Below are 12,646 nucleotides of genomic sequence, written 5' to 3' on the forward strand. Positions count from 1 at the left end.
CATTATTTTTTTATGGTCTTATAAGTTGCCTTTTTAATTTAACATTAAAAGAAAATCTGTAATAATCGTTCGGTACTACCGATGAGCTACCGAAAAAGTTTCACGGTGTTTTTTAAACTTTGTCAGAGTTATTAAAAACCAAATATCATGAATATTGATAAAATAGAATTTATTGCATGGATGGAGAGGATTATGACAAGGTTTGATCTGCTCAGTGAGAAAATAAAAGAAAATAAAAACGATTTAAACAGTATTGATGGCGAACAGCTGCTCGACAACCAGGATGTTTTACAGCTATTGAAAATTAGTTCCAGATCACTACAGCGTTACCGATCGGATAAAAAATTACCATATTATACGATAAGTGGAAAGTTATATTACAAGCTTTCTGATGTGCATCAATTGATTAGAGATAGTTTTAGTAAATCATACTAAAATTTATAGGATCGTCCTTGTAACGGGAGTGCTTATATAATCATTCCGAAATATCCATGTTATTAACTACTGGTATGTTTGTATCAATGTGGTTGAACCGTGATGAATTTCGTCTGTTTTAACATAATGTTACAAATCAGGTAAACAGTACCTCTGTATCGCATTATTATTTATAATAATAAAAGAGCCTTTCAATCGTGAAAGACTCCTGGAGATAATAATAAGAATTATAAGAATTTTCAAACAAAAGCTTCCTTGAAAAGGAAGCAAATAAATTAATAATCAGATGAAATAATGTGGACAAATTTTTCGGTTCAAATTTAATAATGGTGTTTTTAATGCTTTTATGATTATAGTCATATTGATTGATATTTTTAGGTCATTATCTGAAACCTATGGCATCTAAAGATGGTGAGTCACATAGAACTCCGAATATAATAAGGAGCCTTTCAAAATCGAAAGGCTCCTGGAACTGTAAAATGTATAATGTCTAAAAAGTTCTTCAAATAAAGCTTCCCAGGAATGGGAAGCGATAGACTAATAAACTAATGAAAAATGTTGGGCAAAGTTTATATTCCAAATGTAGAAAAGACGTTTGTGTTTTTTTATGATTGGGATCATAAAAGTTATGGAAAACAAATGGATAATTTTAAATCGAACTAATTGTACAGTCTAAAGATTTAAAATAGGGACTGTTTTTGAAAGCTGATGTAACAAGGCTCATTAATATTAATTTAATATGCCTTTGTGTATTTTATCCTGATCTCAATTTTACATTAAACCATTTACATTATATTATGAAAAATTCAATCTTAGCCCTTTTAGCAACCGTTGCAATAGTGGCATGCAAAAAACAAGAAACAAAAACTGATAACTATTCCACAGACAGTACTGCTACTGCATTTCCTGTTGATTCTGCAAAAACTGACGGGGATTCTGCATTAATAAGTAGTGATTCTACTGCAGTATCGAGTGCTAACAGTGCAGCAAATTCTCTAAGTGACCAGGACAAGAAATTTGCAGATGGAGCAGCAAGGGGCGGGCTGATGGAAGTTATGATGGGAGAGCTTGCATCTACTAATGCATCTAATAAAAGTATTAAATCGTTGGGAGAAATGATGGTCAAAGATCACAGGAGTGTCAATGAGGAACTCAAAAAATGGGCATCAGCAAAAGGGTACAACCTGCCTACCGCATTGGATACTGAAAAACAGAAGTTATATGATGATCTAAAAGCAAAAAAGGGAGTTGAATTTGATCAAGCGTATGGTGATCTTATGGTTGAGGATCATAAAAAAGATATAGCAGAATTCAAAAAAGAATCTTCTGACGGAAAAGAGGCTTCCTTGAAATCATTTGCGAGCAAAACCCTGCCCACTTTGGAGCACCATTTAATGGAGTCTGAAAAGGCAAAGGCAGCGGTGAAAAAATAATATAGTACTAAGAGGCGTACATTTATGAATAATAAATTCAAATAGAAATCTTACTTAGCTATTAGACTCATACTTATTCAGGTTATAAAGCCATTGCTTTTGCAGTGGCTTTTTATATGGTCTTAAAAATTCCAAAAGCTATTTACTGTGAATAAACCAAACAATAAACCGACCAATAAACTGATCAGCACTAAGTAAATCATATTGAGTTTTAGTTTGTGCAGCAGGACCAATGAGATAATGACCCAAAGAAATGACTTCCAATTTAAGATGGTTAAACCAGTCGCATGGCCGTTAAATAAAATTTCTTCACCCAGATAAAAAGCTAAGTTGAGGATAACACCGACCACTGCTGCCGTAATTAAAGATAATACGCTTTTGATCATTTTATTTTCCTGCGTTTTTTCTATCAAAGGCGCTCCAATAAAGATGAGAATAAAGTTGGGTAAAAAAGTAAAATAAGAGGCGATGAATAATCCTATTGACCCCATGGCCAAAGAGCCCCCAAAATGATTATATCCAGTCATGAATCCAATGTAGGATAATACTATGACCAATGGTCCAGGTGTCGTTTCAGCTAAGGCAAAACCATCTATCATCTGGGCTTTACTCATCCACATCAATTTATTTGTTACCAGATTAGCAACATACGGGATAACGGTATAGGATCCGCCAATAGTTAAGAAAGCTGCTTTTGTAAATAAAATAGATGAGTCTTGCCAAAACGTCGGATCAATCAGAAAATTAGAAACATATAAAAAAGGGATTAACCATAAGATGGTAAAAGCCAAGAATTGCTTGGTAATTCTCTTTGCAGATATTTTTGGGATAGCCTGATTAGAATTTATAAAATATTCGTTTTCCACATCCAGCTTATTGTTTTCTTTATTTCGTGAATTCGGAATCAAGAATTTTGGAAAAATAAGGTAAACCACAATGCCTAAGATAATAATCCCCAATAAGAGAAAAGGCATTGAAACATGAGCGAAATAAGACAGTAAAAAAGCCATTGCGGCAATAAAGAAATGGAAAGTTGTTAACAGTGATTTCTGGCTTACTTTCCAGGTAGCAAATAAAATTATAGCCAAAACAGCAGGCTTTAATCCATTGAAGACGGCGGTCAGCAAGGGTGTATTTCCGTAAAGCGCATATGTTAAACTCAGTCCAAGCAGTATACACATGGACGGCAGTATGAAAAATAAGCCGGCTACAATACCGCCTTTTATGCCATGGAGTTTCCAGCCTATGTAAATGGCTAGCTGATGAGCTTCTGGACCTGGTAGGATCATGCAGGCATTAAGCGCGTGATAGAATTTGCTATTGCTGATCCATTTTTTTTTATCCACTAAAAAGGAATGCATTATCGTAATATGGCCGGTTGTCCCTCCAAAGCTTATCCATCCCAGGATGAACCAAAATTTTACTGCTTCAGAAAAAGAGGGTATTGGGACTTGTTTTTCGTCTATGATTTGTTGCATTAATTTTATATTTAGGAACGCTCCAGCTAATTATAAGCTCGATGTTGCTTTACATAGTTTATTCGGTAAATTCTTATGGAAATATCAAGAATGATAAACCCAAATATATGCATTTTAGATGACTTAAGAGTGGTTTAAGCAAGATTTATGAACTCAATATATCTGATGTTTTCATTGACCGGATTCTTACTTTCCCACCAGTAACCAATAAGAAACGGTCTATACCAATTAATGTCAATACAGATGAAAAAGTACTATAGATCTTATTAGAATAATGATAGTATTCTTGTTTCACTATTTGATGGTTTTATAGTTGTTTTGAGTTTAAATTATATAAGTTCTTTTCCAAATAAGAAGCAAAAAAGATTCTGGAACTGATGGACATATATGCAATCTATATTGTTTCCATAAAGTTTTAGACCCGTCATGGAGTGTCTGTCACGAAGATCAATATCATATTTTAAAGATTCCTGTCCCCTTTCAAATCTTATGATATATTTAGAATCATAGGTTTTTATAAAACCAAATTTCACTAACCAAGATTCATCAATTTTTACGGGCTTAATTGACTTTGCAGGTATACATAAAGCACTTTTGGTATTTCTTATTTTGACATAATATTCTTTGTTTTCATTTTGGAATACTTCAACAAGGGAGTATACTTGGTCCTTATATCTTACGAGATTCTCTATTTTTAAGTCTGTGATTTTCATATTATTTATTGGGTATTTAAGCTTCAATCTGAAATGCCTGGTTACGTGTTTTCATGGAAAAACATGGTCTTTTAAAGCCAGAATTGTTCAGTAGAAAACGGTTATCGCAATCTAAATCAAATATAGATTTATTATAATTTGGCACATATGATTAGGATCATAATGATTTCCTTGAAATAATAGGTGATTCCTGATGGAGTCTGGTTGCAATCACAACAACTTTTTGTAATGATATAAGCGTTAAATTTCCATTTTCTCATTTCCAGGATCTTCAATGGTCAAATGGCATTTGACAAGAGCCTTCAATTCTTGTTCCGGTTCAAATGCCTGGTAATGCATTTGGTATTATTTTACATTAAATAAAAAAATAGATCTAACTTGATCAAAATTATAAAAATAATTGCCTTTATAACCTTTATATTTGCCGTCCAATTATATTAAATTCTCACGTTATGAAAGAACTTATCGAAAAGATCAATGCAGAATTTGAAGCATTTTCATCTGAAGCAAACCAACAATTAGAAAAAGGGAACAAGGCTGCCGGTACAAGAGCAAGGAAATCAGCCTTGGAACTAAGTAAACTATTCAAAGACTTCAGAAAAGTGTCCGTTGAGGAGTCAAAAAAATAAGACTTATGTAAAAAGAACCCTGGCTGACGAGCCAGGGTTCTTTTTATTCTCTAATTTTATTTATTTACTTTTTTTGTACCGCTATCATCATATGCGGGCTGAATGACAAGAGATACTTGTCGTTTTCTGTAATTTTTATCAGTTCTGTCAAAGTTTCGCTTTTCCTTTTATCAAGCATACTGCTGAAATAATCTTTATCGAGCCAGGCCATACCTTCTACTGCGTATGTATTGAGGTAATGCAGTTCGTGATTCAAAAACTCATCTTCCAGCTGTTTGGGTTTGTGGTAATAAGCTTCTGCAAGGATCCACGGAAAATCGACAGGCTGGTGATGTATGCCATTAGTTAATTCTTCCCGGCACATTTCAAAAAACGTCTTCTTGTGAATTAATCCGCTTAAAAGGCCGGCCAAAGTGGACGCGGTGTAATTGATGGCAAAGCCTAGGATGACTCCGTTATTTTTAAGAACGCGCTTGGCTTCCAAAATGGCAAAAGACCTCTCTTTCTCACTCTGAAGATGATATAAAGGACCATGTAAAATGATCAGGTCTGCGAAATTATTTGGAAATGGTAATTTCCTGGCTTCTTCCTGATGAATGGAAAATTTATTTTTCAATTTATTATTACGATTTCGGGCAATTTTTATATGTTTTGTAACAGGTTCTACTAAATGGACTTCATGTCCCTTCTCGGCAAGCCATTCCGAGTATTTACCCGTACCGCCGCCGATGTCTATTATTTTTGATGAGGCTGCGTGGAGATATTTTTCGATCAGAACTTTTATCCTTTCAAATTCAAATATGCCCATTCCTTTATTGAGTCTTGTTTCTTCCGATGCTTGATTGTAAAAAAGTTCTATGTTTCTGCTGATAAGATGTTTACTGTTCATAAAAATCATTGTATTATAGACACAACAGATATATAAGATACCATATCAAATCTATGGCTTCAGATGTCTGATTCTTGTGTTTTGTGATTAAAGTTATTGGATGTAAGAACAATGTTTATCTGTGCATTAAAGATCAGGGATTTTAATGCCTTTCAGCCCTTATGTAGAGCTGGCCTTACGAAAGGCTCAGATAATATTTTGAATAGTATAACAGACTGCAAATATACAAATATGGATTTATTTGCAATAGCTGTTTTCCCAAATCGTTAATTTATATATTTTTGTATATGATGACTTCCAAATTGGCACATTACAGGCGTAAAACAGGATTAAGCCAGGAACAGCTTGCAGCCGTTTCGGGCGTGAGTGCCAGGACTATACAGCGCATCGAAAGCGGCAGGGTTGAAGCTCATCCGGCAACCTTGAAAATGCTGGCAGATGCACTCAAAGTACAGACCGAAGAGTTGACAGTCGATGAAAAGCTGCCATCTTTCATTGAAACTAAAAATGAAGATAAGACCAAACCTCTTTTTCATATGTTTGCTTTGATCGGACTTTGTTTCCCTGTTTTCAATATTATCCTTCCCGCGCTTTTTTGGTTCTTCAAAAAAGACGAATCTGTGGTTTATGACCTTGAAGGGAAGTCGGTGGTCAACTTTCAGATCACGATGTCAATCTTATTGGTATCATCGGTTATTTTAATGATCTTTATTTTTCCTGTTGGATTCCCTTTGGTAGTTGTCGTCTACTTTTATACATTTTTTATGTCTGTGGTCAATGTTTTCAAGAGCTTAAATAAACGGACAACATATTATCCCTTGACCTTTCTATTTTTGAAATAAACTTTCAAAATGTGCTTTCCAGAGCCAAATGGCGTTAACATGTCGTGAAAGTGTCTTGGTCAGTTATGGCATCTTACCGTTAAATTTGCCACAAATACTTTCCATATGAAAAAAATATTGATGCTTACATTTTGTATTTGGATTCTGCCACTATTAGCTCAGAAAACGATTCAGGCCAGACACCTTGACGGAAAAAAAATCGATGCTTTGATTTTAGAACAGCGTCTAGAACGTTTAGTCGATAGTGCCAGGATTTCTGGTCTGCAAGTTGTAATTGTTAACGGGAACAAAATAGTCTATTCATCCAGCTTTGGTTTTAAGGATGTTGAAAATAAACAGAAGTTGAATGACAGTACAGTAATGTATGCAGCCTCACTTACCAAACCCGTGAGTGCATATATCTTTATGCGTTTAATGGAAAAAGGAATATTCAGCCTTGACCAGCCCGTATATAAATACTTGAAAAAACCGATAGGCGAGTATCCTAAATGGAAAGACCTGGCGGATGACTCCACAGCTTTCAATAGGATTACGCCAAGAATGTTATTAAGCCACAGCTCGGGACTTCCTGTTCTGCGGCAGTTATACGATAATAAAGTGAACCTTATTGCGGAGCCTGGAAAAAAATTCTATTATTCCAATGAAGGGATCAACCTGTTGGGATTTATGATAGAGGAATTTACAGGAAGGAAACTTGAAGATATTGCAAAGGAAGAAGTTTTCGAACCGTTTCAGATGAGACATACAAGTATGATCTGGGAAAAGTCCTTCGAAAATAATTTTTCTTATGCTTATTTCAAAGACGGAAGCAAATACGGCTCAGAAAGACGGGAAAGCAGCCGTGCTGCAGGTTCAATGTCGACCACAGCAAATGACTATGCCCGGTTTATCATTAATCTGATGCAAAAGAAAGGCTTATCTGGCTCAGGCTACCGACAGATGCTTATGCCCCAGATTATGGTAAAGAGCAGTCGTGGTTTCGGACCTTTGAAGGATAGTATTACCAATAAGAATGATGGTGTTCAGCTAGCTTGGGGATTGGGCGTAGGATTGTTCAAATCACCTTTTGGTAATGCATTTTTCCATACAGGTCATGGCGAAGCCAATCAGAATTATGCGGTAGCTTATCCTAAAGCAGGTACTGCTGTTATCATTTTCAGTAACAGTGAAAATTTTGAAAAGAACAACGCACAGATCTTAAAGTTGTGCATAGGGGATGCGTATTCTCCTCTGAGATGGCTGGGGCATCTGGATTAATTTATGCAATTTGGATAAACGATCTTATTTAACTAGTGGTCTAAAAATATCATCAGGAAATCCCGCCCTTTGTCGGAGCTTTGTTTCACAGTAAATTGATTATCCTTGAATCTTCGGTTTTATTTATTCTCACAGATGGTCAGCCCTTGCGTTATAAAGTCCCCATAGGAAATCTTCAGGCCAGCCCATTTCGGGTCATCCAGCCATATCTCCTCAACCTTGCTGATAGATGGATCATTATGAGAGGCTCCTTTCGCTGATCCATTGAGGGCGTAGATCTTACCATCGTTTGTCCTTCCATAGATCTCTTTATATCCAGAACAATAGACTTCTATTTCATTGACAGAGAAGGGCCACTCCCCAATGTAATCCTGTTTGGTGAATGTAAGTGTATTTTTTTGAGAAGGTGCACTGCAGGATAAAATTAAAAGTAAGACTGAAAATAGAGTGAAGTTTTTCATAATTAAAAATGTATTTCAGCAAAAGTAATAAACCTGATAGATTATTTTTTACGGATTTCCGTAAAACGATTCAACTCATATTCATTTATTTCTTTTATTGCAATTAAGTTTCATGTGCAAAGCTTTTTGCTCCCATTACATCAGTCTCATTTTTTAATTTGCATTTATCGCTGCTATTTACCTCAACCTTTGCAGGCAATACCCAATAAGCAATATCTTTGTATCTGATCTTGATACAATGATCATCTTAATCAATGGAGGACAACGAAGTATCTTATCCGGTCTATTCGCCGGCATCTGTAATAGGAATCTTCAGTAATGCACTGAAGCTGAACGCAACGGTCAATCTGATCTATCTGAAAGGTAGATATGCTTTTGGTGGTGGCAAACCTTACGGAAACTATTATTACGATCTTTTGTTCTCAGAAGGTGATCATACTTCGATTGGCATTCGCATTTCTTCGTTGTTAAGAAGCAAGATCACCAATAATGAGATCTATACCCTCAGAGGGTTTATAGAAAAGAGCATCAAGAACTCATCCATAGAGCTGCGTTTTGTGGTAGATGAGATCGTTCAACAGGAAGAACGATCTATATCAGAGGAAGAGCTGCAAAAATATACGCTCATCCAGAAAAAACTTGAGGTTGGATCGAAGGACCTTGAGACGCTAATCAGAGATAAGATGCTCAAAGATGAAAAGATCAAGGTCGCCAATATCTATGGTAATAATGCCATCGTACAAAAAGACTTTTCAGAAGGGTTGGACGTTTCATCACCGTATTTTGATATTGATAACTACAGCTGCAACATCACATCGCCAACAGCCATCATTGCTAGACTGAAAGAAATTTCAGCTTTGGATCACGATATTGTTGCATTGGTAAGGGGAGGAGGTGACCGTCAGAGTATGGAAACCTTTAATGACCTGACCTTATCCGAATTATTCATAGAGATGAAACCGGTAACGGTGACTGCCATCGGTCATACGGTCGATGAAACATTATTGGATAAGCTGGCTGACAAACGCTTTCATCTGCCCCACGATTATGGTGCGGGATTGCATACCATTGCAGAGAAGCTATCTCACGAAAGATCCAATTCGAGGGCTCTGCTTATCGATGAGGTGAAAAAAGATGTGACGAAGCAGTTTTCAGAACAGGTGGAAACTTTGGAAAAGCAGCTTAAGAAGAAAAATGAGGAATTCACCGAGGCTCAGAAAATATATAAGGAGCAGAGCGAAGCCCACAACAAGACCTTTTCAGATCAACTTAAGGTCAGGAACGAAGAGTTTCAGAAACTTCAGTTGACATCTGCGAAACAACTTGAGGATATTCAGAAAAACTTTGAGGAACAACAGAAGCAGCGTCTTGCGGAAATGGAGAGCTACAAAAAAGAGATCGCTGTTCTGCACGAAAAGAACGTTCGGTCTGCTATCAATGAAAAAACCGCCTCCCTACAGATTAGCCTAGAAACATTGAAACAGGAAAATACCAGATTGAATCATGAGGCCAGGAACAGCAATACGGATTATGTGAAAATCATTATTGCATTTGTTCTGGCACTTATTATTGGATTTGTGTTGGCAAAGCTTTTATAATGAAATATACCAGGGTATTTTTTGCTCTTAATTTGTTCTTATTTTCTGTTAATAGGAATTAGTTTCAACCACAAGAACAAAATATAGCCTGAACTCAACACATTATAATTGATCATCGATCACCACGCTTTCAATTGCTTTAAACATAGCATTCTCAGATCCAAAAATTGCTTGCCCTTCTACACGAAAAACATTGGCGACCTCTATTCCTAGAAGGTTCAGAAAAAAACGAATGTAATTTGTTGTAAAATCGTAAGGTTCCAGTTCACCTTTAGAATAGATCCCGCCGGATGAAGTAACGATGTATGCTTTTTTATCTTTGAGCAGACCCTCTGGCAACAAGCCTTCACCAGTATATTGGAAAGTTAGTTTAGCTCGTGCTATCTGATCGAAGTATGTCTTTAACGTACTGGGAATATTCCAATTGTACATAGGAGCCTCAATCAAAATAATTTCAGCTTTTAAAAGATCTTCAATTGCCTGGTCTGACTGCTCTAAAGAATGTCTGTGTGTTTCTGTTTGAATTTCTGCAGGCGTAAAAAATGCTTCAATATGGTCTTCGTCCAAATGTGCTATTTTATTTAGTGCAAGGTCATATTCAGTAATCTGTAAATCAGAATATTTTTCTTTGATCTTTTCAATCACTATCTGACCCAATTTTCTGCTTGCAGAATTTTTAGTTTTCGGACTTGACATAATGTGCAATAACTGTTTCATTTAGATAATTTTATTTCCACAAATTTATTTTATATTTACTATTGTTTTATTAGTAGTATATAAAAGGATAGTAGTAATATTTAGGATAGTTATGGAAGCAATTGATAAACAGCTGGCTTTTACAAAAATTGAATGTGCAGACAATCTTTCAGCAGTTGAAGATGCGATCTATGTATTGGGAGGCAAATGGAAGCTTAGAATCATAGTTGCTTTGGTAAGTGGTTATCATCGTTTTAATGAGATCCAGCGTGCTGTCAAAGGGATCTCTCCAAGGGTTTTGTCAAACGAACTGAAAATATTGGAACTTAATGGTCTGGTAAAAAGAAAGGTTGATTCGGAAAATTTTCCGGTATTGGTCGAATATGTACCAACTGACTATGCAGAAACACTAAAAGAGTTGGTGTCTATGCTTGGCAATTGGGGTGTTAATCATAAAAAACGGATATCGTCGGAGATTTAAGTTTAAATTTCTGTAGATCTCAGATGTAATATTTATTCCGGCTGAATGATGACAAAATGAACCAATGGAAATTCTCTTTTTATATTTTCACGAATACGCTTAATAGCCTCAGTGATCTCTTCGGTATCAAGATGGTCTTCAAAATCGATAATGAGCATTAGTACAACTTCCTCAGGTGACTGGTAGGTAGATAATATGTTTTTTGTTTTGACAACAGCAATATCCTCTTCAGCCAATTTTGCGATTTTCTCTCTCGTTTCCGGTGCTATTCCTTCACCCATCAATAAGCTTCTGCTCTCTCTGGCCAGAATAAAAGAGACAAAAACCAGTATCAATCCTACAATGATCGAGGCAAGCCCGTCAAGTTCAGGTATTTGGAAGGTATGACTTATTCCCATCAATACCATTACTACAATTAGACCTGCCACTGCGGCACCATCTTCAAAGACTACTAGAAAGCTTGAGGGGTCTTTGCTTTTGATGATCGCATCCCACCATTTCAGCCCGTTACGGGTTTTGTTGAATTCTTTAACGGCAATATATAGAGAAGTGCCTTCGAAAATGAGTGAAAGTACCAATACGATATAATTCCAGAACGGATCTTTCATCAATTCAGGTTTCAGAATATGTAAGATTCCCTGGTAGATGGATAGTGCACCACCAAGACCAAATATCAGTATAGAAACAACAAAAGACCAAAAGTACAATTCCTTGCCGTAGCCGAAAGGGTGGTATTCATCTGCCGGCTTTTTGCTTCTTCTCAATCCATACAGCAATAGCAGTTGGTTTGTGGTATCAACAGTGGAGTGGATCCCTTCAGAGATCATGGAAGAGCTATTGGTGAAAGCACCTGCAATAAACTTTGTCAACGCGATCAAAAGGTTGGCAGCAAGTGCACTATAAATTGATTTACGATTATTGGCCATTTATGGAACTAAAATATTAGATAAGATCATTAACTTTTCAGCATATTTAGGTCATTCTACAATTTGCTTTCCATTTTTTTCTTCATTCCCGATATGATACGTTTTCGATGGATAAAGCCCCAGTCTGCGATGGTGTTCGTGAGCTGTTGAAGTGATTTTCCGTAATCAGTTATTTGATATTCCACAGCAACAGATGCCGTGTTCAGGACATGACGGTCGATCAATTCATTAATTTCCAGATCTTTCAACTCACGACTGAGCATCTTGCCGGAAATACCTTTAACCTCTTTCAGCAATTCAGAGTACCGCATCGGTTTGTAGCAAAGACAGGCAATAATGGACATTTTCCATTTCCCGTTTAAAATTTCCATTGTATCACTGATCGCCAATTTTTTTTGGCTGCAGTCTTTTACCAGATCAAATTCTTGTTCCATACCATTCACTTGGTTACCCCTTTGTCACTATAACTTTTTGTCACTTAGTTACAAAGATATATATATTGCAGATATAACTTTGCCCATTCAATATGTAAATAACAAAATGGAATTAATCAAAAACCAGAAATGCCTGGTTATGTGTTTTCATGGAAAAACATTGTCTTTTAAAGCCAGAATCGTTCAGTAGAAAACGGTTATCGCAATCTACATCAAATATAGATTTATTATAATTTGGCACATATGATTAGAATCATAATGATTTCCTTGAAATAATAGGTGATTCCTGATGGAGTCTGGTTGCAATCAGGATTAGTTTATTGGGTCTATGGAGGAAATTGTTATTATGGTTATTGTTATTAAAAAAATGAAAA

Annotated in this window: 15 protein-coding genes; 7 read left to right on the forward strand and 8 right to left on the reverse strand. The window is 36.0% G+C overall.

The features are described 5' to 3' along the window. Window positions 1-147: 147 nt before the first annotated feature. Together NG806_RS02170 and NG806_RS02175 are read left to right on the forward strand one after the other, a co-directional pair. Window positions 148-435 (forward strand): helix-turn-helix domain-containing protein, encoded by a 288-nt coding sequence (locus NG806_RS02170; RefSeq protein WP_214826157.1) that lies wholly within the window; start codon window positions 148-150, stop codon window positions 433-435. 797 nt (window positions 436-1,232) lie between these two features. After that, on the forward strand, window positions 1,233-1,868 hold the full coding sequence (locus NG806_RS02175) for a DUF4142 domain-containing protein (RefSeq protein WP_261511790.1): 636 nt from the start codon (window positions 1,233-1,235) through the stop codon (window positions 1,866-1,868). 122 nt (window positions 1,869-1,990) lie between these two features. On the opposite strand, the gene chrA is transcribed toward NG806_RS02175, so the two are convergent. The 3 genes from chrA to NG806_RS02190 form a co-directional block, all read right to left on the reverse strand. Beyond that, window positions 1,991-3,346 (reverse strand): chromate efflux transporter, encoded by a 1,356-nt coding sequence (gene chrA, locus NG806_RS02180; protein ID WP_261511791.1) that lies wholly within the window; start codon window positions 3,344-3,346, stop codon window positions 1,991-1,993. A gap of 145 nt (window positions 3,347-3,491) precedes the next feature. Beyond that, window positions 3,492-3,641, reverse strand: coding sequence for a hypothetical protein (locus NG806_RS02185; protein WP_261511792.1), 150 nt, complete (start codon window positions 3,639-3,641; stop codon window positions 3,492-3,494). A 34-nt stretch (window positions 3,642-3,675) separates the two neighbouring features. Next, window positions 3,676-4,059, reverse strand: coding sequence for a hypothetical protein (locus NG806_RS02190; RefSeq protein WP_261511793.1), 384 nt, complete (start codon window positions 4,057-4,059; stop codon window positions 3,676-3,678). A 452-nt stretch (window positions 4,060-4,511) separates the two neighbouring features. On the opposite strand from NG806_RS02190, the gene NG806_RS02195 reads away from it, so the two are divergent. Next, window positions 4,512-4,688, forward strand: coding sequence for a histone H1 (locus NG806_RS02195; RefSeq protein ID WP_261511794.1), 177 nt, complete (start codon window positions 4,512-4,514; stop codon window positions 4,686-4,688). Window positions 4,689-4,752: 64 nt separating this feature from the next. Here the strand turns inward: NG806_RS02195 and NG806_RS02200 are convergent, their stop codons facing one another. After that, the gene (locus tag NG806_RS02200; RefSeq protein WP_261511795.1) at window positions 4,753-5,577 is read right to left on the reverse strand and encodes a class I SAM-dependent methyltransferase; all 825 of its coding nucleotides are present in this window, start codon (window positions 5,575-5,577) and stop codon (window positions 4,753-4,755) included. Window positions 5,578-5,864: 287 nt separating this feature from the next. Between NG806_RS02200 and NG806_RS02205 the strand changes: the two genes are divergently transcribed. Together NG806_RS02205 and NG806_RS02210 are read left to right on the forward strand one after the other, a co-directional pair. Then, the gene (locus tag NG806_RS02205) at window positions 5,865-6,419 is read left to right on the forward strand and encodes a helix-turn-helix domain-containing protein (RefSeq protein WP_261511796.1); all 555 of its coding nucleotides are present in this window, start codon (window positions 5,865-5,867) and stop codon (window positions 6,417-6,419) included. 105 nt (window positions 6,420-6,524) lie between these two features. Continuing rightward, window positions 6,525-7,676 carry a serine hydrolase domain-containing protein gene (locus NG806_RS02210; RefSeq protein ID WP_261511797.1) on the forward strand — a complete coding sequence of 384 codons (1,152 nt, stop codon included), beginning with the start codon at window positions 6,525-6,527 and terminating at the stop codon, window positions 7,674-7,676. Between the two features lie 119 nt (window positions 7,677-7,795). Here NG806_RS02210 and NG806_RS02215 read toward each other — a convergent pair whose 3' ends face one another. Further along, window positions 7,796-8,137 carry a YebY family protein gene (locus tag NG806_RS02215; RefSeq protein WP_261511798.1) on the reverse strand — a complete coding sequence of 114 codons (342 nt, stop codon included), beginning with the start codon at window positions 8,135-8,137 and terminating at the stop codon, window positions 7,796-7,798. A gap of 254 nt (window positions 8,138-8,391) precedes the next feature. On the opposite strand from NG806_RS02215, the gene NG806_RS02220 reads away from it, so the two are divergent. After that, entirely contained in the window at window positions 8,392-9,735 is a 1,344-nt protein-coding gene (locus NG806_RS02220; RefSeq protein WP_261511799.1) for an exodeoxyribonuclease VII large subunit, read from the forward strand. A gap of 102 nt (window positions 9,736-9,837) precedes the next feature. Here NG806_RS02220 and NG806_RS02225 read toward each other — a convergent pair whose 3' ends face one another. Beyond that, window positions 9,838-10,452: an FMN-dependent NADH-azoreductase gene (locus NG806_RS02225; RefSeq protein WP_261511800.1), complete on the reverse strand. Its 615-nt coding sequence runs from the start codon at window positions 10,450-10,452 to the stop codon at window positions 9,838-9,840. Between the two features lie 91 nt (window positions 10,453-10,543). Here NG806_RS02225 and NG806_RS02230 point away from each other — a divergent pair, with 91 nt between their 5' ends. Then, window positions 10,544-10,912, forward strand: a complete 369-nt coding sequence (locus tag NG806_RS02230) for a winged helix-turn-helix transcriptional regulator (RefSeq protein ID WP_261511801.1) — start codon at window positions 10,544-10,546, stop codon at window positions 10,910-10,912. 32 nt (window positions 10,913-10,944) lie between these two features. Here NG806_RS02230 and NG806_RS02235 read toward each other — a convergent pair whose 3' ends face one another. Both NG806_RS02235 and NG806_RS02240 read right to left on the reverse strand, forming a co-directional pair. Continuing rightward, a complete protein-coding gene (locus NG806_RS02235) occupies window positions 10,945-11,838 on the reverse strand; it encodes a cation diffusion facilitator family transporter (protein WP_261511802.1) in 894 nt (297 codons plus the stop codon). Window positions 11,839-11,894: 56 nt separating this feature from the next. After that, on the reverse strand, window positions 11,895-12,227 hold the full coding sequence (locus NG806_RS02240; RefSeq protein ID WP_261511803.1) for a winged helix-turn-helix transcriptional regulator: 333 nt from the start codon (window positions 12,225-12,227) through the stop codon (window positions 11,895-11,897). Window positions 12,228-12,646 lie beyond the last annotated feature (419 nt).

Origin of the sequence: Chryseobacterium paludis, from assembly GCF_025403485.1 — a bacterium.
Classification (GTDB): Bacteria; Bacteroidota; Bacteroidia; order Flavobacteriales; family Weeksellaceae; genus Chryseobacterium; species Chryseobacterium paludis.

Excerpts from the sequence above, each read along its gene's own strand:
- NG806_RS02205 (WP_261511796.1), top strand. The coding sequence starts at position 5,865 with ATGATGACTTCCAAATTGGCACATTACAGGCGTAAAACAGGATTAAGC.
- NG806_RS02175 (WP_261511790.1), top strand. The coding sequence starts at position 1,233 with ATGAAAAATTCAATCTTAGCCCTTTTAGCAACCGTTGCAATAGTGGCA.
- chrA (WP_261511791.1), bottom strand. The coding sequence starts at position 3,346 with ATGCAACAAATCATAGACGAAAAACAAGTCCCAATACCCTCTTTTTCT.
- NG806_RS02230 (WP_261511801.1), top strand. The coding sequence starts at position 10,544 with ATGGAAGCAATTGATAAACAGCTGGCTTTTACAAAAATTGAATGTGCA.
- NG806_RS02210 (WP_261511797.1), top strand. The coding sequence starts at position 6,525 with ATGAAAAAAATATTGATGCTTACATTTTGTATTTGGATTCTGCCACTA.
- NG806_RS02170 (WP_214826157.1), top strand. The coding sequence starts at position 148 with ATGAATATTGATAAAATAGAATTTATTGCATGGATGGAGAGGATTATG.
- NG806_RS02195 (WP_261511794.1), top strand. The coding sequence starts at position 4,512 with ATGAAAGAACTTATCGAAAAGATCAATGCAGAATTTGAAGCATTTTCA.
- NG806_RS02190 (WP_261511793.1), bottom strand. The coding sequence starts at position 4,059 with ATGAAAATCACAGACTTAAAAATAGAGAATCTCGTAAGATATAAGGAC.
- NG806_RS02225 (WP_261511800.1), bottom strand. The coding sequence starts at position 10,452 with ATGAAACAGTTATTGCACATTATGTCAAGTCCGAAAACTAAAAATTCT.
- NG806_RS02215 (WP_261511798.1), bottom strand. The coding sequence starts at position 8,137 with ATGAAAAACTTCACTCTATTTTCAGTCTTACTTTTAATTTTATCCTGC.
- NG806_RS02200 (WP_261511795.1), bottom strand. The coding sequence starts at position 5,577 with ATGAACAGTAAACATCTTATCAGCAGAAACATAGAACTTTTTTACAAT.
- NG806_RS02235 (WP_261511802.1), bottom strand. The coding sequence starts at position 11,838 with ATGGCCAATAATCGTAAATCAATTTATAGTGCACTTGCTGCCAACCTT.
- NG806_RS02220 (WP_261511799.1), top strand. The coding sequence starts at position 8,392 with ATGGAGGACAACGAAGTATCTTATCCGGTCTATTCGCCGGCATCTGTA.